Source organism: Streptomyces inhibens, assembly GCF_003389455.1.
GTDB classification, from domain to species: Bacteria; Actinomycetota; Actinomycetes; order Streptomycetales; family Streptomycetaceae; genus Streptomyces; species Streptomyces inhibens.
In genome coordinates this window covers 1-22,096 of record NZ_QUAC01000237.1, presented here as the reverse complement: position 1 = coordinate 22,096, position 22,096 = coordinate 1, and the positions used below count along the sequence as shown (strand labels likewise).

Here is a 22,096-nt window from a genome sequence, read left to right as displayed (position 1 = left end):
CGCCGTTCGCAGCAGCGCGCAAGGAGATCTCTGACACAGCGTCACAGTCGGTCGCCCGGGGGCGCGGCCCCATGGGCGCACGGCCTCGCTCCCTTACGACGCGTTGCGGCCCCGTATTAGGGTGACGGCTACACGCACTCGCGGGAGCCCGGACGCACCGGGCTGAGAGGGAGGCTGGCCGGCCTCCGACCGTACGAACCTGATCCGGGTCATGCCGGCGAAGGGAGGGGCTGGACGCCCATGCATCCATCTGCCACACCGTCGAAATCAGCCACCAAGCACCCCGATGTGCTCGTCATCGGGGGCGGCATCATCGGCCTGGTCACCGCCTGGCGGACGGCCGGCCGCGGTCTGAGCGTCGCGGTGGCCGACCCCGCGCCCGGTGGCGGCGCGGCCCACGTCGCGGCCGGCATGCTGGCCGCGGTCACCGAACTCCACTACGGCGAGCAGACCCTGCTGGGCCTCAACCTGGCCTCGGCGCGCCGCTATCCGCGGTTCACGGACGAGCTGGAGGAGGCCGCCGGGCAGCGGATCGGCTACCGGCGGTGCGGCACCCTGGCCGTCGCACTGGACGCCGACGACCGTGCCCACCTGCGCGAGCTGCACGCCCTGCAGATCCGGTCGGGACTGGACTCGCAGTGGCTCACGGGGCGCGAGTGCCGCCGCCTGGAGCCGATGCTGGCCCCCGGGGTACGCGGCGGTCTGCGGGTCGACGGCGACCACCAGGTCGATCCGCGCCGGCTGGCGGGCGCCCTGCTGGTGGCCTGTGAGCGCGCCGGGGTGGTCTTCCACCGGAGCCGGGCCGAGCGGCTGACGGTCGACGGCGGCCGTGCGTCCGGGGCCGAACTCGCCGACGGCACACGGCTGTCGGCCGGTCAGGTCGTCCTGGCCGCGGGCAGCCACAGCGTCCGTCTGGCCGGGGTGCCCGACGAGGTGCTGCCGCCGGTGCGCCCGGTCAAGGGCCAGGTGCTGCGGCTGCGCCTCCCCCAGATGCCGGCCGGCTCCGCGGCCTTCCTGTCGCGCACCGTACGGGCCGTCGTCCACGGCGGCCCCCTCTACCTGGTGCCGCGGGAGAGCGGCGAACTGGTCGTCGGCGCCACCAGCGAGGAGATGGGCTGGGACACCACCGTCACCGCGGGCGGGGTCTACGAGCTGCTGCGGGACGCGCACGAGCTGGTCCCCGGCATCACCGAGCTGCCGCTCGTGGAGACCTGCGCCGGTCTGCGCCCCGGCTCCCCCGACAACGCGCCGCTGCTCGGGCCGACCGAGCTGCCCGGCCTCCACCTGGCCACCGGCCACTTCCGCAACGGTGTGCTGCTGACGCCGGTCACCGGTGACGCGATGGCCGAGGTGCTGGCCACCGGGAGCCTCCCGGAAGAGGCCCGCCCCTTCTCCCCCACGCGTTTCTCGGCCACCGCCCCCGGGCCCGAGCGCGTCCGCGCCCCACAGGAGCAGCCCGTATGACCGCCCCCACCGTGTCCGTGTCCGTCAACGGCGAGGCCCGCGAGATCCCCGGCGGCCTCACCCTCGACCAGCTCGTCGCCACCTTGTCGAAGGCCTCCGCCGGGGTGGCCGCCGCGGTCAACGAAACCGTGGTGCCGCGCACCCAGTGGCCCACCACCCCGCTCGGCGACGGCGACCGCGTCGAGGTGCTCACCGCGGTCCAGGGAGGCTGATCCGCAGACATGACCGATACCGCAATCGTCCGGGGGACGACCCCCGCCGCGTCCGACAGCGGCTCCCCCGCGGGCCCCGACACCCTCACCATCGCCGGCACCACCTTCGCGTCCCGTCTGATCATGGGGACCGGTGGCGCGCCCAGCCTCGACGTCCTGGAGCGTGCGCTGCTCGCCTCCGGTACAGAGCTGACGACGGTCGCCATGCGGCGGCTGGACCCGGCCGTGCAGGGCTCGGTGCTGTCCGTACTGGAACGGCACAAGATCCGGGTGCTGCCGAACACGGCGGGCTGCTTCACCGCGGGCGAGGCGGTGCTCACCGCCCGGCTCGCCCGTGAGGCGCTCGGCACGGACTGGGTCAAGCTGGAGGTCGTCGCCGACGAGCGCACCCTGCTGCCCGACCCGATCGAGCTGCTGGAAGCCGCCGAGACCCTGGTGGACGACGGTTTCACCGTGCTGCCCTACACGAACGACGATCCGGTGGTGGCGCGCAAGCTGGAGGACGTGGGCTGCGCCGCGATCATGCCGCTGGGCTCGCCGATCGGCTCCGGCCTGGGCATCCGCAATCCGCACAACTTCCAGCTGATCACCGAGCGGGCCGGCGTCCCGGTCGTGCTCGACGCGGGCGCGGGAACGGCCTCGGACGTCTCGCTGGCCATGGAGCTGGGCTGTGCGGCGGTGATGCTGGCGTCCGCGGTGACCCGTGCGCAGGAGCCGGAGCTGATGGCCGCGGCGATGCGGCACGCGGTCGAGGCCGGCCGGCTGGCGTATCGCGCGGGCCGGATTCCGCGCCGGCACTTCGCGCTGGCGTCCTCGCCCACGGAGGGTGTCGCGGAGCTGGATCCGGAGCGGCCGGCGTTCTAGGCGGCGGGGAGGCCCTCCGCCACGCCTCTCCCCCGCCTCTCCTGTCACCATTCCGCTGCAGTACGGCCGTACCGCGGCCGCGGAGTTCGAGCTGTCGGTCCTTGCTCGTAGACTCGTCTGCCGTGGATACGACCCTTCAGGACCCGCTCGTGGGTCAGCTGCTCGACGGCCGCTATCGCGTTCTGGCGCGCATCGCCGCAGGTGGTATGGCCACGGTCTACCGGGCCATGGACACCCGGCTCGACCGTGTGCTCGCACTGAAGGTGATGCACCCGACTCTCGCCACGGACGGGGCGTTCGTGGACCGCTTCATCCGTGAGGCGAAGTCGGTCGCACGGCTGTCGCACCCGAATGTGGTGGGCGTCTTCGACCAGGGCACGGACGGTACGTACGTCTATCTGGCGATGGAGTATGTCGCCGGCTGCACGCTGCGCGACGTACTCCGCGAGCGGGGCGCCCTGCAGCCGCGGGCCGCGCTGGACATCCTGGAGCCGATCCTGGCCGCCCTGGGGGCCGCGCACCGCGCCGGTCTGGTGCACCGCGACATGAAGCCGGAGAACGTCCTGATCGGCGACGACGGCCGGGTCAAGGTCGCCGACTTCGGCCTGGTGCGCGCGGTGGACACCAACACCACCGCCTCGACGGGCTCCGTCCTGGGGACCGTCTCCTATCTCGCCCCCGAGCAGATGGAGCACGGCACCGCGGACGCCCGGGTCGATGTCTACGCCTGTGGCGTGGTGCTCTACGAGATGCTGACCGGCGGCAAGCCGCATACGGGCGGCTCCGCGGCGCAGATCCTCTACCAGCATCTGCACGAGGATGTGCGGCCGCCCTCCGGGCTGGTGCCCGGCCTGGCGCCGCAGCTGGACGAGCTGGTCGCGCTGGCCGCCGCCCGCGATCCCCAGCAGCGCCCGCAGGACGCGGTGGCGATGCTGTCCCGGGTGCGGGCGGCGCGGTCGGAGCTGTCCGACGAGCAGCTGGATGTCGTCCCTCCGCAGGCCAAGGAGGTGCCCGCGGCCGTCCTCGGCAGCGCCGGTGCCGAGGACGGCTCGGAGCGTACGGATGTGATACCCCGGCCGGGCGGCATACAGCTGCCGCTGCCGGGGGCGGACGAGGCGGAGCTGAACCGCACCAGCCGGCTGGAGGTGCCGCCGGCGGAGCAGACGACGCGGCTGCGTCCGGTGCCCGCCGCGGCGCCCCGTGGGGGCCTGCTCCAGCGCCGGCGGCTGGCCACGGTCATCGCGGCCGTGCTGCTGCTCCTCGGTGTCGGCACGGGCGTCTGGTACATCAACTCCGGCCAGTTCACGACCGTCCCCGCGGTGCTGGACATGCCGCAGGCCAAGGCCGAGAAGACGCTGCGGGACGCGGGGCTGGGCGTGAGGGTGGTGCGCGGCTTCAGCTCCAATGTGGAGCGCGGCCATGTCATGAAGACGGATCCGGCGAACGGCAAGCGGATCCGCGGCACGGGCACGGTCACCCTCACCGTCTCCCGCGGTCCCGACATCGTCACCATCCCGGATCTGTCGGGCACCCCGCTCGCGGACGCCAAGCGCAAGCTGCGCGACCTCGGGCTGGTACCGGGCATCGAAACCCGGGATTTCAGCAATGAGGTCGCCAAGGGCTCGGTGATCAGTACGGATCCGGCGGCGGGCAGCAAGCGGCGGCCCGACACGGCGGTGGCGCTGACCATCAGCCGGGGCGCGAAGGTCGTTGTGCCGGGTGTGGTCGGCTACGAGCGGGCGGACGCGGTGACCGAGCTGCGCGACGCCGGCTTCGAGGTGCGCTTCGCGGACCAGCCGGTCTTCTCCGCGCAGGACAAGGGCACCATCGCCCGGCAGTCCCCGGGCGAGGGCGAAACGCGCGGCGAGGGCGACACGATCACCCTCACGCTCTCCAAGGGCCCGGAGATGATCACCGTCCCGGATGTCACCGGCGAGAACGTCGAGGACGCGAAGAAGGAGCTGACGGATCTCGGCTTCGCGGTCGAGGTCAAGAAGCCGTTCCTCTTCCCGCAGGACACCGTCGACACCCAGTCCGTCGACTCCGGCGAGAAGGCGCCGAAGGGCAGCACGATCACCATCAAGCTCAAGGGAGCGCTGTAGGGCCACCGGCTCCGCGGTCCGGCCGCCGTCCCCCGGGACGGCGGCCGTGCGGCACCTGGCACCCTGGGAGGGTGAGCAGATCCCCCTCCCCCAAGGGCGCCGAGCAGCGCGCCCGTGCACGTAATCCGGTCGGCGGGCATGTACCGGTCGCCGGCGGCCTGGCGAAGGTCGGCATTCCGTACGCCCAGGAGATGGGCGACGAGGTCGTGCAGGTCTTTGTGGCCAATCCGCGCGGCTGGGCGACGACGCCCGGCAACCCCGAACAGGACGAGGCGTTCCGGGTGGCCTGTGCGCTCCAGGGGATCCCGGCGTATGTCCATGCGCCGTATCTGATCAACTTCGGGTCGCACACCGAGGCGACGGTCGACAGGTCCGTGACATCGCTGCGCCACTCGCTGCGCCGCGGCCGGGAGATCGGTGCGCTCGGGGTCGTCGTGCACACCGGCTCGGCGACCGGCGGACGGCCGCGTGCGACGGCGATGGCACAGGTCAGGGAGCGGCTGCGGCCGTTGCTCGACGAGCTGACGCGCCCCGACGACCCCTGGCTGCTGCTGGAGCCGACAGCCGGGCAGGGCGCTTCGCTGTGTGCGCTGGCGGAGGATCTCGGGCCGTACTTCGACGCGCTGGACCGGCACCCCAAGCTGGGGATCTGCCTCGACACCTGCCATGCGTTCGCGGCCGGGCACGACATGGCGGCGCCGGGCGGGACGAAGGCGCTGCTGGACGAGCTGGTGGAGGTCGCCGGCGAGGGCCGGCTGAAGCTGATCCACGCCAATGACTCCAAGGATGTCGTCGGCGCCCACAAGGACAGGCACGAGAACATCGGCGCGGGTCATATCGGCGCCGAGGCGTTCGGTGAGCTGTTCCGCCATCCGTCGACGGTCGGCGTGCCGCTGGTCGTCGAGACGCCGGGCGGCAAGGAGGGGCATGCGGCGGACGTGGCCCGCCTCAAGGAGCTGCGCGCGAGCTGAGCCCGCCGGCCCTGCGATCCCCCTTGAGGAATACCCCCAGGGGGTATACGGTTCCTGCTGTCGGACAGGAACCGTCATCTCGCGTTGGGGGCATCCCATGGAGCACACACACCACGAGCACCAGGCGATCGCACAGGCACCCGGCGAGCACGGCGGCCATCCGGACCACGCCGGTCACACGGATCACTCCGGCCATGCCGCCCACGCCACCCACGGCCCCGTCAGCTGGGCGACGGCCGCCAGGGCGACCCTGCACTGCCTGACCGGCTGCGCCATCGGCGAGATCCTCGGCATGGTGATCGGCACCGCACTGGGCTGGCACAACGTCCCGACGATGATCCTGGCGATCGTGCTGGCCTTCGCCTTCGGCTACTCGCTCACCCTGCGCGGCGTCCTGGCGGCGGGCGTCGACTTCAGGACGGCGTTCCGGGTCGCGCTGGCCGCCGACACGCTCTCCATCGCCGTGATGGAACTGATCGACAACGGCGTGATCGCGGTCTGGCCCAGCGCGATGGACGCACAGCCGGCGGACGCGCTGTTCTGGGGCGCCCTGGCCGCCTCACTGGCGATCGCCTTCGTGGTGACCACGCCCGTCAACAAGTGGATGATCGGCCGCGGCAAGGGCCATGCGGTGGTGCACCGCTACCACCACTGACCGCCGGAGCCCGACAGCCACGGAACCACCGGCCGCACACCCACCGGGGGTATACGGGATCAGAGCTCGGGGCCGTCCCCGGGCTCTTCCTGGTACGAGTAGCGCTGCTCCCGCCAGGGGTCGCCCACATTGTGATAGCCGCGCTCTTCCCAGAAGCCGCGGCGGTCGGCCCGCATGTATTCGATACCGCGGACCCACTTGGGGCCTTTCCAGGCGTACAGATGCGGAACGATCAGGCGGACCGGGAAGCCGTGCTCGGCGGTGAGCAGTTCACCCGAGCGATGTGTGGCGAAGATGCACTTCTCCGCGGCGAAATCCTCCAGCCGCAAATTCGAACTGAAGCCGTACTCGGCCCACACCATCACATGGGTGACATCGGGCGCGGGCGGCGCAAGATCAAGAATCGTCCGGGTGCGCACCCCGCCCCATTCGGCTCCCAGCATGCTGAATTTCGTCACGCAGTGCATATCGGCGACGACCGTGGTGTACGGCAGCGCCGTGAATTCCTCGTGCGACCAGCAGTGCTTCGCGCCGTCGGCGGTGGCACCGAAAGCCCGGAACTCCCAGCGTTCGGCACGGAACTTGGGGACCGGCCCGTAATGCGTCACCGGCCAGCCCCGCTGCAGCCGCTGCCCCGGAGGCAGCGCAGGAGGCTCCTCTTCGCGGCTTTCCGGCTGACCCATGCCCTCCATGTTGTCAGACCGGAAGGGGTGCCGATGACCAGGGAGGGAGGGAATCGGGCAACTCGTACTAAGCGTGAACTTACTGGACGTTCCGCTCCGGGCGGTGCGAGGATGCGCGGCACCTGCCCAGTTCTCGCGTGGAAGGAGCCCGCAGCCATGCAGGGCGACCCCGAGGTCATCGAATTCCTCAACGAGCAGCTGACCGCCGAGCTGACCGCGATCAACCAGTACTTCCTGCACGCCAAGATGCAGGAGAACTTCGGCTGGACGAAGCTCGCGAAGTACACGCGCTCCGAGTCCTTCGACGAGATGAAGCACGCAGAGCTCCTGACGGACCGGATTCTCTTCCTCGACGGTCTGCCGAATTACCAGCGGCTGTTCCATGTACGGGTCGGCCAGTCCGTCACCGAGATGTTCCAGGCGGACCGGCAGATCGAGGTCGAGGCCATCGACCGGCTCAAGCGCGGTATCGAACTCATGCGCAACAAGGGCGACATCACCTCGGCGAATATCTTCGAGGACATCCTCGCCGACGAGGAACACCACATCGACTATCTCGACACCCAGCTGGAGCTGATCGAGAAGCTGGGAGAGGCGCTCTACATCGCCCAGGTGATCGAGCAGCCGAGCTGAGCGGGCGGCGCGATGGCGGGAGCCTGCCGGACGGCCCTCAGAACTACGCGGCCCCCGAGAGCGCCGCGGGCGCCCCTGCGCCCGCCTCCGCGCCCAGGGGATCGGGCGCAAGCGACTCGGGCGCGAACGGGTCGGGCGACAGCGCCGTGGACGCGCCGTTGTCGATGAGCTCCCGGCGGGGGCAGTCGCCCCGGCCGAGCAGCGCCTGAATGCGGCGCACGCAGCCTCCGCAGTCGGTGCCGGCCTTGCAGGCGGAGGCGATCTGGCGGGGCGTACAGGCGCCCGTATCCGCGTGTTCGCGGACCTGCTGCTCGGTGATCCCGAAGCATGAGCAGACGTACACGCGGTTTCACCTCCATGGGGCGGCTCGGCGATGACTCATCGATCAGCTGATCTTGAGTGAGGTAACCCTTACCTTACCTGGCCCGGCGGGGGCTTCACAACGCAGTGGGGCGCGGATCACAGGATCCGCGCCCCACTCTCGTCTTGCGCCTTCGTGCCCCTGACCGTCAGCGCAGGTCAGCGGCGGACGGCCTCACTGGTCGCGGTACATCTCCGCCACCAGGAACGCCAGGTCCAGCGACTGGCTGCGGTTGAGCCGCGGGTCGCAGGCGGTCTCGTAGCGCTGGTGCAGATCGTCGACGAAGATCTCGTCGCCGCCGCCCACGCACTCGGTGACATCGTCACCGGTCAGCTCGACGTGGATACCGCCCGGGTGCGTACCGAGGCTCTTGTGGACCTCGAAGAAGCCCTTGACCTCGTCGAGCACATCGTCGAAGCGCCGGGTCTTGTGACCGGAGGCCGCCTCGAAGGTGTTGCCGTGCATCGGGTCGCAGATCCAGGCGACCTGCGCGCCGGAGGCGGTGACCTTCTCGACCAGCTCGGGGAGCTTGTCGCGGACCTTGTCCGCGCCCATGCGGGTGATGAAGGTCAGCCGGCCCGGCTCACGCTCGGGGTCGAGGCGCTCGATGAGCGTGAGCGCGTCCTCGGGCGTGGTCGTCGGGCCGAGCTTGACGCCGATCGGATTGCGGATGCGCGCGGCGAACTCGATGTGCGCGCCGTCCAGCTGACGGGTGCGCTCGCCGATCCAGACCATGTGGCCGGAGACGTCGTAGAGGTTGCCGGTACGCGAGTCGACCCGGGTCAGCGACGACTCGTAGTCGAGCACCAGCGCCTCGTGGGAGGAGTAGAACTCGACGGTACGGAACTCCTCCGGGTCCACCCCGCAGGCGTTCATGAAGTTCATCGCGCGGTCGATCTCGCGGGCCAGCGCCTCGTAGCGCTGTCCGGAGGGCGAGGACTTCACGAAGTCCTGGTTCCAGGCGTGCACCTGACGCAGGTCGGCGTAGCCACCGGTGGTGAAGGCGCGCACCAGGTTCAGCGTCGCGGCGGACGCGTGGTACATCCGCTTCAGGCGCTGGGGGTCCGGGATACGGGCCGCCTCGGTGAACTCGAAGCCGTTGACGGAGTCGCCGCGGTAGGTCGGCAGCGTCACCCCGTCGCGGGTCTCGGTGGGCTTGGAGCGCGGCTTGCTGTACTGGCCGGCGATCCGGCCGACCTTGACCACCGGGACGGACCCGGCGTAGGTCAGGACGGCACCCATCTGGAGAAGCGTCTTGAGCTTGTTACGGATGTGCTCGGCGGATACGGCGTCGAAGGCCTCCGCGCAGTCGCCGCCCTGAAGCAGGAACGCCTCACCACGGGCGACCGCTCCCAGGCGCTCGCGCAGCTGGTCGCACTCGCCCGCGAAGACGAGCGGCGGATAGGACTCGAGCTCCGCGATCACATCGCGCAGAGCCTCTTGGTCCGGCCAGTCAGGCTGCTGCGCCGCGGGCAGGTCTCGCCAGGTGTTGCCACCGGCGTGGGATTCAGCGTTCACGGTCACAAGCCCCACATTACGGGGTCCCGTAGGGGTGTCCGTCCGGCATCCGGACTTTGAGACGCACTGCACTCGGACGGTCCGGTAGGGTGCCCTCCATGTACACGCGACCGGCCATGAACATGAACTGGTGGTGGACCGCTCATCCGGCGGCCCACTGATTCGCGCGCACACCACACACTTCGCGAAGGCCGCCCGAGGGGCGGCCTTCGGTGTTTCCGGCGGCCGTACCCCTTCTCTGGCTCACCCGGAAGGAACCCGCCATGCACCGCGAGCCCCACACCGACGCCGCCGCGCTCGTCCAGCGGCTGCTCGACCCCGCCTGCCCGCCGTTCGCCCTGCTGCGCCGCCGCTCCCCCGGGCGGGAGACGGGCGACACCGTAGAGGTGCTGATCGGCGAGGTGACCGAGGTCGAGCGGCTGGCCGACATCCCACTTGCTGAGACGGTGCCGGATGCGCCGGTGATCGACGCGCTCGCGCTGATCCCGTTCCGGCAGATCCGCGAGCGCGGTTTCCGGGCCCACGACGACGGCACACCGCTGGCCGTGCTGCGCCCGGGCGAGAGTGCCGAACTGCCGCTGGACGAGGTGCTGGCGGCGCTCCCGGCGCATGACGTACGGGTGACGGACGGGGCGTTCGATGTGGACGACGACGCCTACGCCGAGATCGTCGGGCGGGTGGTGCGGGACGAGATCGGCACCGGCGAGGGCGCGAACTTCGTCATCCGCAGGACGTTCGAGGGCGAGATCGCGGACTTCTCGGCGGCCGATGCGCTGGCGCTGTTCCGGCGGCTGCTGGCCGGTGAGCGCGGGGCGTACTGGACGTATGTGGTGCACCGCCCCGGGGTGCGCACGCTGGTCGGCGCCAGCCCCGAGGTGCATGTCCGGATGACCGGGGGCACGGTCGTGATGAATCCGATCAGCGGGACCTACCGCTACCCGGCCGGCGGCCCCACCGCCGAGAGCCTGCTGGCGTTCCTCGGCGACCGCAAGGAGGTCGAGGAGCTGTCCATGGTGGTGGACGAGGAGCTGAAGATGATGTGCACCGTCGGCGACAAGGGCGGGGTGGTGATCGGGCCCCGGCTCAAGGAGATGGCGCATCTCGCGCACACCGAGTACGAGCTGCGCGGCCGCTCCACCCTCGATGTGCGCGAGGTGCTCAAGGAGACGATGTTCGCGGCGACGGTCACCGGGTCGCCGGTGCAGAACGCCTGCCGGGTCATCGAACGGCATGAGCCGGTCGGCACCGACGGGCGGGGGCGCGGCTACTACGCGGGCGCGCTGGCGCTGATCGGGCGGGCACCGGGCGAGGGGCGGGACGAGGGCGTGGGCGCGCAGACGCTGGACTCGCCGATTCTGATCCGTACCGCCGATATCGCCGCGGACTGCCGTCTCCGGGTGCCGGTCGGCGCCACGCTGGTGCGCGCCTCCGACCCATACAGCGAGGTCGCCGAGACGCACGCCAAGGCGGCGGGGGTGCTCACCGCGCTGGGGGTACGAGAGGCCCCGGCGCGTCCGGCGGCCGAGGGCCGGCCGCCACGGCTGGCCGACGACCCGCGGGTGCGGGCCGCGCTGGACGCCCGCCGGGCCGACCTGGCCCCCTTCTGGCTGCGGATGCAGACCACCGCGCCGACCGCCGAGCTGAGCGGACACGCCCTGGTGATCGATGCCGAGGACACCTTCACCGCGATGCTGGCGCATCTGCTGCGGACCTCCGGGCTGGAGGTCACCGTGCGCCGCTTCGACGAGCCGGGGCTGCGCGAGGCCGCCCGGGCGCACCAGGGCCCGGTCGTGCTGGGCCCTGGGCCGGGCAACCCGTCCGACGCCGCCGACCCCAAGATGCGCTTTCTGCGGTCGCTGACCGCCGAGCTGGTCGCCGGCCACCGGCACGGTCTCTTCGGCGTCTGCCTCGGGCACGAGCTGCTCGCCGCGGAGCTGGGGCTGGAGATCGTCCGCAAGGAGGTGCCCTTCCAGGGCGCGCAGGAGCGGATCGACTTCTTCGGGCGCCAGGAGACGGTGGGCTTCTACAACACCTTCACGGCCCGCTGCGACGACTCCACCGCGGCCGAACTCGCCATGCACCGCGTCGAGTTGAGCCGGGACGCGGAGAGCGGCGAGGTGCATGCGCTGCGCGGTCCGGGCTTTGCAGGGGTGCAGTTCCACCCGGAGTCGGTGCTGACGTTGGACGGCGCCTCGGTCACTGCGCAGTTGCTGGCAGCTGTCCTCGTGTGACCAGCATGTTCTCGTTGGTGCGGCCGGTCAGATAGTCCTCGACATTGGCGACGGTGGCCTCGACGATCTGGCCGACCGCATCCTCGGTGAAGTACGCCTGGTGCGAGGTGACCAGCACGTTCCCGAAGGTCATCAGGCGGGCCAGGGTGTCGTCGTTGATGATGTCCAGGGACTTGTCGAAGTAGAAGAGCCCGGCCTCCTCCTCGTAGACGTCCAGGCCGACGCCGGCGAGCCGGCCGGCCTTGAGCGCATCGACGAGGGCGGCGGCGTCGACGAGCCCGCCGCGGCCGGAGTTGATCAGGATCGCATCGTCCTTCATCGCCGCCAGCGCGGCGGCGTCGACGAGGTGTCGGGTGGCCTCCACCAGCGGGACGTGCAGGGTGATCAGATCGGCCTCGGCGAACAGCCGCTCCCGGGCGACGTACTTCATGCCCAGCTCGGTGCAGCGCGGGCTCTCGACGAGGTCCCAGCCCAGCAGGTTCATCCCGAAGCCATGGGCGATCCGGGTGAACGCCGCGCCGATCTTGCCGGTGCCCAGCACGCCCGCGGTACGGCCGCGCAGATCGCGGCCCATCAGGCCGTCCAGCCGGAAGTCGAAGTTACGGGTGCGGTTGGTGGCCCGTACGATCCCCCGGTTGACGGCCAGCGCCAGGGCCCAGGCGAATTCCGCGACCGCGTACGGCGAGTAGCGGGAGACCCGGCCGATGGTCATGCCGAGGTCGGCGGCGGCCCGCAGATCGATGTTGTTGAAGCCCGTGGAGCGCTGGGCGATCATCTTCGTCCCGCCGGCCGCGAGGGTCTGCAAAACATCCGCGCTCAGATCGGCGTTGACGCTGGAGCTGACGATCTCGTAGCCGCGCGCGATGGGGGCGGTGTCGCGGTTGAGGAAGACATCCACGCTGCGGACCTGGTGACGGCCGGCGAAGGCCTTCTCCAGGAACGGCCGCTCATCCGCCTGCACACCGAATGCGACGATGTCCACGAGCTCTCCCGGATTCTCCCGCCGGTCCTCTTCGCTGGTCCCTTTCCCTCCGACCTGTGGGCGATGGGCCGGATATGTCGCGTATGGCGAATATACGGCCCATCGCCCGGCAGTGCCGCCCGGGATACGGGACGGGGGCAGGACAACAGGAGCGAAGCGGAAGCGGCCCGGCTCAGCCGAAGAAGACGCCGACCTCGGCGTAGCGCGCCGGATCGACGGTCTTCAGCTTGGCGGTCGCCTCCGCGATCGGCACCCGGACGATGTCCGTGCCGCGCAGCGCGACCATCTTCCCGAAGTCACCGTCGCGCACCGCGTCGATGGCGTGCAGTCCGAAGCGGGTGGCCAGCCAGCGGTCGAAGGCGCTCGGTGTGCCGCCGCGCTGGGTGTGCCCGAGGACGGTCGTCCGGGCCTCCTTGCCCGTACGTGCCTCGATCTCCTTGGCCAGCCACTCCCCCACACCGGACAGCCGGACATGCCCGAAGGAGTCGGTGGAGTCGTCCTTGAGCACCATCTGGCCGTCCTTGGGCATCGCGCCCTCGGCGACGACCACGATCGGGGCGTAGCGGACCTTGAAACGGGACTCGATCCACGCGCAGACCTGCTCGATGTCGAAGCGCTGCTCGGGGATGAGGATGACATTCGCCCCGCCGGCGAGACCGGAGTGCAGTGCGATCCAGCCGGCGTGCCGGCCCATCACCTCGACGACCAGGACCCGCATATGGGATTCGGCGGTGGTGTGCAGCCGGTCGATGGCTTCGGTGGCGACGCCGACGGCGGTGTCGAAGCCGAAGGTGTAGTCGGTGGCCGACAGATCGTTGTCGATGGTCTTGGGGACACCGACACAGGGGATCGCGTGTTCGTCCGAGAGCCGGGCGGCGACACCGAGGGTGTCCTCGCCGCCGATCGCGATCAGCGCCGCGATCTCCTCCTTGGCGAGCGTCTCCTTGATCCGGCGGACGCCGTCGTTCTCCTTGAAGGGGTTGGTCCGCGAGGAGCCGAGGATCGTGCCGCCACGGGGCAGGATGCCGCGCACCGCCGAGATGTCCAGCGGCACGGTGTCGCCCTCCAGGGGCCCGCGCCAGCCGTCCCGGAAGCCGACGAAGTGATATCCGTACTCCTGGGTGCCCTTGCGGACGATGCCCCTGATCACTGCGTTCAGACCCGGGCAGTCGCCACCGCCGGTCAGTACTCCGACCCGCATCGCTGCTTCACCTACATCCCGTCAGTGGCCGCGCACGGCCGTGATTTGAGCCGACGCCGGTCACGCTAATGGTGATCTGGGTCACTTCGGGATGGGACAAACGGTGATTTCGGTGATTTACCAGGGAGTTGACGCGAGGTGTTCACCCGTACGGGCGGATCGCACCGGCCGCGGCCGGTGATCTTGCCGGTCACACCTCGTCGAGGCCACGCTCGATCGCATAGCGCACCAGCTCCACGCGGTTGTGCAACTGGAGCTTGCCGAGGGTGTTCTGGACGTGGTTCTGCACCGTGCGGTGCGAGATCACCAGCCGTTCGGCGATCTGCTTGTACGAGAGTCCCTTGGCGACCAGGCGCAGCACCTCGGTCTCACGGTCCGTCAACTGCGGTGCACCCGGCTCGTCCGGTGTCGCCGGGGCCGGCTCGGTCGCCAGCCTGCGGTACTCGCCCAGCACCAGACCGGCCAGGCCCGGCGTGAACACCGCATCGCCGGCGGCCGTGCGCCGCACCGCGTCCAGCAGCTCCTCCGTGCTCGCCGACTTCAGCAGATAGCCGGTCGCACCGGACTTGACCGCCTCCAGGACATCGGCGTGCTCACCGCTCGCGGACAGCACCAGCACCCGCAGCGCCGGATTGGCGCCGACCAGCTCCTTGCACACCTGGACGCCGGGCAGCCCCGGCAGATTGAGGTCCAGGACCAGCACATCGGGCGCCGCGGCCTGCGCCCTGCGCACCGCCTGCGGGCCGTCGCCGGCCGTCGCGACCACCTCGAACCCGGCCTCCGCCAGATCCCGCGCGACCGCATCGCGCCACATCGGGTGGTCGTCGACCACCATGACCTTCAGCGCCGTCTGCTCCGTCACGCTCTTGCCTTCCCCCGCCTTCCGCCCTCGGGCGCAGTGCCCTTGGGGACCGTCAACTCCACTTCCGTGCCCTGGCCGGGGACCGAGACCCACTCCGCGCCGCCGCCCAGGTCCCGCAGCCGGCCGCGGATCGACAGGGCCACCCCCAGACGGCCCTCGCGCTCGGCGTCCGCGAGCCGGCCCTCGGGGATGCCGGGGCCGTCGTCGCGGACCGTCACGATCACCGCATGCGGCTCGTCCTCCACCAGGATCCATGCGTGGGCGTCGCCCCCCGCATGCACCCACACATTGTCCAACGCGGCACTGACAGCGGCCGCGAGCTCCGCGGCCGCGGCGGCCGGCAGCTCGACCGGGGCGCCGGGCTCGGAGAAGGTGACGCCGGCGCTCGCGTACGGAGCGAGCAGCGCCCGGACGTCGCACGACCCGCCGGCGACCGGTGGCGGTGCGGCCACGACAGGCGCCGCCTCACCCACTCCGCTCTCACCGGCCGCGTACGGCACCGCCGTTGCCGCGCCGCCCGGCCGCGCCCCGTGCGCCGACGGCACCATCCCGCCGGCGACCAGGGTGCGCAGCGCGACCTCCTGTTCGCCCGCCATCCGGCCCAGCTCGGCCGCCTCACCGCCGATCGCGGCACCGCGCCGCTGCACCATCGCCAGCACCTGGAGCACGCTGTCGTGGATGTCGCGGGCCAGCCGCTCCCGTTCGCGGGTGGCGGCGTCGATCTGCAGCGCACGGGCGAGGGTGCGCTCACTGGCGCGGGCCACCTCGACGACATAGCCGATGGCGACGCTGGCCACCCACACCAGCACCACGTTGTGGATGGTGTCGCGGGCCAGCTCCTGGCGTTCGACGAGATTGGCGACCGCCACGGCGCTGGAGGCCACCGCGGCCCAGCGCCAGCCGCCCTTGATGGCGAAGCCCAGGACGGCGCCCGCGGTCCAGATGGAGGGCAGCGTCGGCGAGCCGTCCATGATGCGGGCGTGGCTGTCGACCAGCGGTGTGATGAGGATGCCGCCGACCGCGAAGCCGAGGTCGGCGATCAGGAACCGCCGGGTACAGCGCTCCGGGGAGGTCGTACGGCGCCAGGTCAGCGCCATCCAGACGGTCAGCGCGCCCATGTACGCGGCGGCGCCCAGCGGATGCTCGTACCTCCGGTAGGAGAGCGCGACCAGGCACAGGGTGTAGACGAGGGTGAGGATCCGGTAGCCGGTGAGCGCGCGCCACAGCGGGAGCTCGACGGACATCCGCAGCACCTTGGGGTGCTTGCCGTGGCGCCTGGCGGCAGCCATGCCGCCGGTCACCGTCCGTATGTCCGCATCCGTCATTGCCGGCCCCCACCCCTCGCCGGGCGCGCCCACGCCCGGCCTCGGCACTGCCCGTCTATTCGGCGGCGGCCTTCTTGGCCTGCTCCGCCTCGGCCTTCTTCTTCGCCTCCGCGGCCTTCGCCGCATCGGCGATCTGCCGCTTGGCCGCGGTCGCGTAGATGTCGACGTACTCCTGGCCGGAGAGCTTCATGATCTCGTACATGACCTCGTCGGTGACCGACCGCAGGATGAAGCGGTCGCCCTCCATGCCCTGATAGCGCGTGAAGTCCAGCGGCTTGCCGATACGGATGCCCGGCCGGATCATCTTCGGCACGATCTTGCCCGGAGGCTGCACCTTCTCGGTGTCGATCATCGCCACGGGGATGACCGGCGCACCGGTGGCCAGCGCCACCCGGGCCAGCCCGCCCGGCTTGCCGCGGTAGAGCCGGCCGTCCGGGGAGCGGGTGCCCTCCGGGTAGATGCCGAACAGCTCACCGCGCTCCAGCACCTCGATGCCGCTCTTGATCGCCGCCTCGCCGGCACCCCTGGCGCCCGAGCGGTCGACCGGCAGCTGGCCCACGCCCTTGAAGAACGCGGCGGTCAGCCTGCCCTTCACCCCCGGGGAGGTGAAGTACTCGGCCTTGGCGATGAAGGTGACCTTGCGGTCGAGCACCGCGGGCAGGAAGAAGGAGTCCGAGAAGGACAGGTGGTTGCTCGCGAGGATCGCCGGACCCTCGGCGGGGATGTTCTCGATGCCTTCCACCCAGGGCCTGAAGGCAAGCTTCAGCGACCCGCCGATGGAAAACTTCATTGCGCCGTAGATCAACCGACTGCCTCCTGTGTGTGACGCAAAGACCTTAACCTGCCCCGGCGGCCCCGCTCGCCCCGCGCCGGTCCTCGGGCCTACCCGCCTGCTGTCACTTTGCGTACTCTTAGGTAACTCGCCAGGTCCCCTTATCGAACGGAGTCCCCCGGTGCCGCTCCTTCCCGGAGCCGAGCCGTTCCGCCGTGACGGCGGAGAGGTCGGCGTCCTTGTGTGCCACGGCTTCACCGGCTCCCCCCAGTCTGTGCGCCCCTGGGCCGAATATCTGGCCGACCAGGGGCTGACCGTCGCCCTGCCGCTGCTGCCCGGTCACGGCACCCGCTGGCAGGACCTGCAGATCACGACCTGGCAGGACTGGTACGCCGAGGTCGACCGCGAACTGCGCGCGCTCACCGAGCGCTGCACCAAGGTCTTCGTCTGCGGCCTGTCGATGGGCGCCGCGCTGGCGCTGCGGCTGGCCGCCAAGCACGGCGATGCGATCAGCGGGGTGGCCGTGGTCAACCCCGGCAACAAGGTGCATGACGCGGCCGCGCCGCTGCTGCCGGTGCTGCGCCACCTCGTACCTACGACCAAGGGGATTACGAGCGACATCGCCAAGCCCGGCTCCGAGGAGGTCGGCTACGACCGGGTGCCGCTGCACGCGGCGCACTCGCTGCGCCGGCTCTTCCAGCAGGTCGACTCCGAACTCCCGGGCGTCACCCAGCCGTTGCTGGTGATGACCAGCCCGCAGGACCATGTCGTACCGCCGGTGGACTCCGAGCGGATCCTCGCCCGGGTCTCCTCGACGGACGTCCGGCAGACGCTGCTGGAGCGCAGCTACCACGTCGCCACGCTCGACCACGACGCGGAGCAGATCTTCCGGGACACCTTCGCCTTCATCTCCCGGCTCGCCCCGGAGGCGCGGACGGACGCGGCGGACGCTGCCCAGGAGGGAACGGCGACCCGTGGCGGAGCGTAGCCCCCGCGACCCCCGGGACCCGCTGGACGAAGAGGCCGCCTGGGCCGAGATCGTGGCGGGCTACGGCGAGCAGCCGTCGTTCCCCGCGGCGGGCGACGCCACCAAGGACGCGAAGAACACCCACGACGCGACGGACGTGAAGGCCGTGCGGCACATGAAGTCCGATCCGGACGACGGGAAGGGCGATCCGGACGGCCGGAAGAGCGATCCGGACGACGGGAAGGGCACCGGCGACGAAAGCGGCCCGAGCGACACCGCGCGTCCGGGCGACACCGCGCGCCCGGGCAGCTTCGTCGTCTTCGCACCGGGCGTCGGACCGCGCGACTGGGCCGCCGCCGAGCCGTCCGACGACGACTTCGACGAGACCGACGAGGGCCACTTCACCCCGCCCGAGCCGCCCCCGCTGCCGAAGGCCGATGTCACCGCCAAGTTCGCCTGGATCGCGGCGCTCGGCGGCCCGCTGCTGCTGGTGGCCATGGTGGTCTTCCAGCAGCCGGTGACGTGGTGGATCACCGTCCTCGGCATCGGCGGCTTCCTGGGCGGCTTCGCCACCCTGGTGGCGAGGATGAAGAACGACGACGACGGCGACGATGACGACCTGCCGGGCAGCGGCGCGGTGGTGTGAGGTATTCAGCCCGCCATATTTCAGCCCGTCCGGCGATCGAGGACACGCGGCCGAAGGTCGCGTAACGCCAGGGCGTGTCCGCCCTGGCCGCCGGCCGGCACCCGCAAGGCCGCCAGCACCGGCAAGTGATCCGACGCGGCCTGAAGGTCAGCCTCCCGCACGCCCGGAAGGCCATGCGGGACCCCGCATCCCAGCACCTCGACGCCGTCGGTGGTGAAGACCGCATCGATCCGCTGCCGCGGCTCAAGGGGCGTGGAGGTGAACTCCCCGCCCCACGGCTTGGCCGCCCAGCCATCCGTGAGCGCGCCCGCCACCCGCCGGAAGCTACGGCCCTCCGGCCGGTCGTTGAGGTCGCCACCGACGACGGCGTGCGGCGCCTCCAGGGCGGCGAGCCGCTCCAGCAGCAGCCCGGCCTGCTCGTACCGCTCCTGGTCGGCGAGGCTGAGATGGCAGCTGAGCACGCCCAGCCGGGCCCGGCCGAGCCGGACCACCGCGGTGGCGAAACCGCGCTGGTGCAGCCCGGGGGTGCGGGGCAGCAGAACGTCCTCCGTGCGCTCCACATGGGCGCGGAGCGTGGAGAGGATCATCGGGCCCGCGGTCGTGCCGCCGCCGGTGACGTACACCAGCCCGGCCGCGCGGGCCAGCCGCTCGGCGGCCTTGCGCCAGCGGAAGAACCGCGGCGCCTCCTGGATCAGCACGAGATCGGGGGCGCAGGCCTGGATGACCCTGGCCAGCGCCGCCCGGTCGTCGCGCATCGAGCGGATGTTGTAGCTGAGCACACGGACGATCGCCGAGCCTTCTTCCTCGGTGCCGGACGCGGGGAGCCCGGGGTGCTCAGCCACCATCGGCGGTCAGCCCTGGCGCGCCAGGTCGGCGGCGCCGACCAGTCCTGCCTTGCCGCCGAGCTGGGCGGCGAGGACCTGGGCGTGCGGGCGGTACTGGTTGCCGACCAGCCAGCGGCGGAAGGACTTGCGGATCGGGTCGAGGACCAGCTCGCCCTCGTCCGAGACGCCGCCGCCGACGATGAAGGCGGAGGGGTCGAAGAGCGAGGCGAGGTCGGCCAGGCCCGCGCCGGCCCAGCGGGCCAGTTCGCGGAACGAGTCGATGGCGACCGGGTCGCCCTGGCGGGCGGCCTCGCTGATGTGCCGGCCCTCGATGCCCTCGGGGGTGCCGTCGCCGAGCGACAGCAGGATCTGGGCGTTCTCGGGGGTGGCGAAGGCGCGCTGGCGGGCGTAGCGCAGCAGGGCGCGGCCGGAGGCGTACTGCTCCCAGCAGCCCTGGCTGCCGCAGCCGCACAGCAGGCCGTCGGGCACGACCCGGATGTGGCCGAATTCGGCGGCGACGCCGAAGCGGCCGCGGCGCAGCTTGTTGCCGATGATGATGCCGCCGCCCAGGCCCGTGCCGAGGGTGATGCAGATGACGTCGCTGTGGCCCTGGCCGGCGCCGAACTTGTACTCGCCCCAGGCCGCGGCGTTGGCGTCGTTCTCGACGACGACGGGGAGGCCGACGCGCTGTTCGACCTTGTCCTTGAGCGGTTCGTGGCGCCAGTCGATGTTCGGTGCGAACAGGACCGTGGCCCGCTTCTCGTCGACATAGCCGGCGGCGCCGATGCCGACGGCCTCGACATGATGGCCGGCCCCGACAGTGCGGACCGCGTCCGCGATGGCTTCGGTCAGCGCATCGGTGGACTGCGGCGTCGGAACCTTGCACGTCTCAAGGATCGAGCCCTCTTCGTCGACCACGCCGGCCGCGATCTTCGTGCCGCCGATGTCGACGCCGATGGTGAGTCCCATGTGTCCCTCAGTTTTTCGCTCGAACCCCGCCAGGATCCACCGTACCGGAGATGGGGGGACGTCCCTGGTCGTTGAGCCTTTGGGGGATCAGTCGAGATCGATCCGCTCGGTGCCGGTAGGGCCGTCGTCATCGCGCGGATCGTCGTCGCGGCGGCCGCCGGGCCGGTCGTCGACGTCGTCACGGGTCCAGCGGCGCTCACTGCCCTCGACGGCGGAGCGGTAGGCCGCGAGCAGCTCGGAGCCGGCCGCGGCGAGGTGGTCGAAGATGTCGGGGTTGCGCTCGATGACCGGCTCGACGGCGGCCTTGGCCTGCTTGAACAGCTGGTTGACGGCGCCCTGTGCGGCGATCCCGCCGAGCGCGCCGGGCAGCTGGATGCCGGCGAGCTTGTCCGTCACCGCGTCGGCGAGCTTGCGCAGCTCCTCGGCGGCGCTGCCCGGCTGCGGGCCGTGCGTGGAGCGGCGGCGGGCCTTCTCGGCCGCGAGGTCCTCGGCGCAGGCCGTCTCCCAGGCGTCGGCATCGGGCTCGGCACTGTGGTCGGCGGGGCGCTCGGTGGCATCGCTCATGATGAACTCCGTGGACTCCTGCGGCGAGGCGGTACGGCGAAGGGGTGCGGGACGGGCACGTCGGGACGGCTCACCCTCGACGTTACCCGAACGGTGGTACCGCGTTCAGTCGCTCTTGGGCCACAGGCCCGGGTCGGGGGTGAAGCGGATCTCCAGGACACCGTCGCGCAGGCCGGCGCCGGAGACGGTGCAACGGCGCAGCGCGGAGGGGAGCGTACGGATCCGGCGGAAGCGGCCGACGGTCACCACGATCTCGTCGCCGCGGCGCACCAGGCCGAGGCCCCTGCGTTCGGCGCCGGGCAGCGGCACCTGCCAGACCAGGATGCCGTCGGTGGCCAGGCGGTCCTCGACGGTCCACGGGTCGGGGCGGGGTCCGTCGACGGGCCCGGTCCCGCCGGTTTCGCCGATCTCGCCGGTCGGCCCGTCGATCAGCTCGTCGAGCTCGTCGACGCCCTGGGGGTCACGGCCCAGGTGCGGCACCTCGTGGACGGGCACGTCGGGGAATTCCTCGCGCAGCGCCTTGAGGGCGGTCTGCTGGCTGCCGGAGAGCGCGGCGAGGAACGGGTCGGCGGAGCCGGTGGGCAGCAGCCGGTTGACGACCACGCCGTCGGTGCGGCGGCCGTGCAGCGCGAGTCCGGCGCGGATGGTGCGCAGGTTGGCGGCGGCGACCGGACCGGCCTCGGTGACCAGGCGTACGGAGGTGCCGGGGTCGTCGATCGCCCGCTGGACGGCGGCGAGTTCGGTCTCCCAGCGCTCGGCGGCCTCGTACAGCTTCTGGGCCGGCATCGGGACGCCGGCGAGCTGGGCGAGCACCGGGCGCAGCGCGCGGGCCGCCTGGCGCTCGGGCGGCAGCAGACGGCGCAGATAGCGGCGTACCTGGGCGGGCAGGGCGAGCAGCCGGATCGTTTCGGCGGCCGACGGCATGTCGACGACGACCATGTCCCAGTCGTCCGAGGCGTGTTCGGCGCGCAGCGCGTGCAGCAGCGCGAAGTCCTCGGAGCCGGGGAGTTCGGTGAGCTCGTCCTCGTCGAGGGGGGCCGCGCCGAGCAGGTCGAGGGCGGCGCCGGCGCGCTCCTGGAAGGCGAGGAACTCCTGGCGGAAGCGGTCGCCGGGGTCGATCCGCCGGGCGTGCAGACCGGGCGCTATCGGGGTGGGCGCGTCGGCGCCGAGGGGGGTGCCCAGCACCGTTTCCGAAGCGCTGCTCTCGGTGGTGAGCAGGAGTGCCCGCGCGCCCCGCCGGGCGCCGGCCAGGGCGGTCGCGGCGGCGAGCGTGGTGCGGCCCGCGCCGCC

Annotated in this window: 23 protein-coding genes and 1 riboswitch; of the genes, 11 read left to right on the top strand and 12 right to left on the bottom strand. The window is 71.5% G+C overall.

Annotation, left to right across the window (positions count from 1 at the left end):
- Nucleotides 1-130: 130 nt before the first annotated feature.
- Nucleotides 131-243: riboswitch (TPP riboswitch) on the top strand.
- From thiO to DY245_RS30410, 6 genes are all read left to right on the top strand, one after another.
- Complete coding sequence (gene thiO / locus DY245_RS30435) at nucleotides 241-1,464, top strand: glycine oxidase ThiO (protein ID WP_181923944.1); 1,224 nt, start codon at nucleotides 241-243, stop codon at nucleotides 1,462-1,464. It overlaps the preceding riboswitch by 3 nt.
- Complete coding sequence (gene thiS, locus DY245_RS30430) at nucleotides 1,461-1,676, top strand: sulfur carrier protein ThiS (RefSeq protein WP_128510418.1); 216 nt, start codon at nucleotides 1,461-1,463, stop codon at nucleotides 1,674-1,676. The genes thiO and thiS overlap by 4 nt, the downstream gene beginning before the upstream one ends.
- 9 nt (nucleotides 1,677-1,685) lie before the next feature.
- Entirely contained in the window at nucleotides 1,686-2,540 is an 855-nt protein-coding gene (locus tag DY245_RS30425; RefSeq protein ID WP_128510417.1) for a thiazole synthase, read from the top strand.
- 122 nt (nucleotides 2,541-2,662) lie between these two features.
- Entirely contained in the window at nucleotides 2,663-4,642 is a 1,980-nt protein-coding gene (pknB, locus tag DY245_RS30420) for a Stk1 family PASTA domain-containing Ser/Thr kinase (RefSeq protein WP_244943367.1), read from the top strand.
- A gap of 71 nt (nucleotides 4,643-4,713) precedes the next feature.
- Entirely contained in the window at nucleotides 4,714-5,613 is a 900-nt protein-coding gene (locus DY245_RS30415) for a deoxyribonuclease IV (protein ID WP_128510416.1), read from the top strand.
- Nucleotides 5,614-5,710: 97 nt separating this feature from the next.
- Nucleotides 5,711-6,268: a DUF4396 domain-containing protein gene (locus DY245_RS30410; protein ID WP_128510415.1), complete on the top strand. Its 558-nt coding sequence runs from the start codon at nucleotides 5,711-5,713 to the stop codon at nucleotides 6,266-6,268.
- A 59-nt stretch (nucleotides 6,269-6,327) separates the two neighbouring features.
- On the opposite strand, the gene DY245_RS30405 is transcribed toward DY245_RS30410, so the two are convergent.
- Nucleotides 6,328-6,960 (bottom strand): sulfite oxidase-like oxidoreductase, encoded by a 633-nt coding sequence (locus tag DY245_RS30405; protein ID WP_128510414.1) that lies wholly within the window; start codon nucleotides 6,958-6,960, stop codon nucleotides 6,328-6,330.
- A gap of 147 nt (nucleotides 6,961-7,107) precedes the next feature.
- Here DY245_RS30405 and bfr point away from each other — a divergent pair, with 147 nt between their 5' ends.
- Nucleotides 7,108-7,584: a bacterioferritin gene (gene bfr, locus DY245_RS30400; protein WP_128510413.1), complete on the top strand. Its 477-nt coding sequence runs from the start codon at nucleotides 7,108-7,110 to the stop codon at nucleotides 7,582-7,584.
- 43 nt (nucleotides 7,585-7,627) lie between these two features.
- On the opposite strand, the gene DY245_RS30395 is transcribed toward bfr, so the two are convergent.
- Entirely contained in the window at nucleotides 7,628-7,927 is a 300-nt protein-coding gene (locus tag DY245_RS30395; RefSeq protein WP_128510412.1) for a (2Fe-2S)-binding protein, read from the bottom strand.
- Between the two features lie 192 nt (nucleotides 7,928-8,119).
- Complete coding sequence (locus tag DY245_RS30390; RefSeq protein ID WP_128510411.1) at nucleotides 8,120-9,469, bottom strand: class II 3-deoxy-7-phosphoheptulonate synthase; 1,350 nt, start codon at nucleotides 9,467-9,469, stop codon at nucleotides 8,120-8,122.
- 92 nt (nucleotides 9,470-9,561) lie between these two features.
- On the opposite strand from DY245_RS30390, the gene DY245_RS48450 reads away from it, so the two are divergent.
- Both DY245_RS48450 and DY245_RS30380 read left to right on the top strand, forming a co-directional pair.
- On the top strand, nucleotides 9,562-9,624 hold the full coding sequence (locus DY245_RS48450) for a hypothetical protein (protein ID WP_425329459.1): 63 nt from the start codon (nucleotides 9,562-9,564) through the stop codon (nucleotides 9,622-9,624).
- Nucleotides 9,625-9,726: 102 nt separating this feature from the next.
- Nucleotides 9,727-11,694, top strand: a complete 1,968-nt coding sequence (locus tag DY245_RS30380; RefSeq protein ID WP_128510409.1) for an anthranilate synthase family protein — start codon at nucleotides 9,727-9,729, stop codon at nucleotides 11,692-11,694.
- On the opposite strand, the gene DY245_RS30375 is transcribed toward DY245_RS30380, so the two are convergent.
- The 5 genes from DY245_RS30375 to DY245_RS30355 all read right to left on the bottom strand — a co-directional run bounded on the left by DY245_RS30375 (nucleotide 11,660) and on the right by DY245_RS30355 (nucleotide 16,854).
- A complete protein-coding gene (locus DY245_RS30375; protein ID WP_128510408.1) occupies nucleotides 11,660-12,676 on the bottom strand; it encodes a 2-hydroxyacid dehydrogenase in 1,017 nt (338 codons plus the stop codon). The genes DY245_RS30380 and DY245_RS30375 overlap by 35 nt on opposite strands.
- 172 nt (nucleotides 12,677-12,848) lie before the next feature.
- Nucleotides 12,849-13,877, bottom strand: a complete 1,029-nt coding sequence (locus DY245_RS30370; protein ID WP_128510407.1) for a 6-phosphofructokinase — start codon at nucleotides 13,875-13,877, stop codon at nucleotides 12,849-12,851.
- Between the two features lie 190 nt (nucleotides 13,878-14,067).
- Nucleotides 14,068-14,712, bottom strand: coding sequence for a response regulator (locus DY245_RS30365; protein ID WP_397879817.1), 645 nt, complete (start codon nucleotides 14,710-14,712; stop codon nucleotides 14,068-14,070).
- 23 nt (nucleotides 14,713-14,735) lie between these two features.
- Nucleotides 14,736-16,064 (bottom strand): MacS family sensor histidine kinase, encoded by a 1,329-nt coding sequence (gene macS, locus DY245_RS30360; RefSeq protein WP_128510405.1) that lies wholly within the window; start codon nucleotides 16,062-16,064, stop codon nucleotides 14,736-14,738.
- 55 nt (nucleotides 16,065-16,119) lie between these two features.
- The gene (locus DY245_RS30355) at nucleotides 16,120-16,854 is read right to left on the bottom strand and encodes a lysophospholipid acyltransferase family protein (RefSeq protein ID WP_128510404.1); all 735 of its coding nucleotides are present in this window, start codon (nucleotides 16,852-16,854) and stop codon (nucleotides 16,120-16,122) included.
- A gap of 163 nt (nucleotides 16,855-17,017) precedes the next feature.
- Between DY245_RS30355 and DY245_RS30350 the strand changes: the two genes are divergently transcribed.
- Together DY245_RS30350 and DY245_RS30345 are read left to right on the top strand one after the other, a co-directional pair.
- A complete protein-coding gene (locus tag DY245_RS30350; RefSeq protein WP_128510403.1) occupies nucleotides 17,018-17,824 on the top strand; it encodes an alpha/beta hydrolase in 807 nt (268 codons plus the stop codon).
- Complete coding sequence (locus DY245_RS30345; protein ID WP_128510402.1) at nucleotides 17,811-18,449, top strand: hypothetical protein; 639 nt, start codon at nucleotides 17,811-17,813, stop codon at nucleotides 18,447-18,449. The genes DY245_RS30350 and DY245_RS30345 overlap by 14 nt, the downstream gene beginning before the upstream one ends.
- 20 nt (nucleotides 18,450-18,469) lie before the next feature.
- Here the strand turns inward: DY245_RS30345 and DY245_RS30340 are convergent, their stop codons facing one another.
- The 4 genes from DY245_RS30340 to DY245_RS30325 form a co-directional block, all read right to left on the bottom strand.
- Nucleotides 18,470-19,294, bottom strand: a complete 825-nt coding sequence (locus DY245_RS30340) for an endonuclease/exonuclease/phosphatase family protein (RefSeq protein ID WP_181923943.1) — start codon at nucleotides 19,292-19,294, stop codon at nucleotides 18,470-18,472.
- A gap of 6 nt (nucleotides 19,295-19,300) precedes the next feature.
- Nucleotides 19,301-20,242, bottom strand: a complete 942-nt coding sequence (locus DY245_RS30335) for an ROK family glucokinase (protein WP_128510401.1) — start codon at nucleotides 20,240-20,242, stop codon at nucleotides 19,301-19,303.
- An 87-nt stretch (nucleotides 20,243-20,329) separates the two neighbouring features.
- Complete coding sequence (locus tag DY245_RS30330) at nucleotides 20,330-20,806, bottom strand: DUF5304 domain-containing protein (RefSeq protein ID WP_128510400.1); 477 nt, start codon at nucleotides 20,804-20,806, stop codon at nucleotides 20,330-20,332.
- 105 nt (nucleotides 20,807-20,911) lie between these two features.
- Nucleotides 20,912-22,096 (bottom strand): ArsA family ATPase (locus DY245_RS30325; protein ID WP_147318381.1); only part of this gene is annotated, 1,185 nt, incomplete at its 5' end.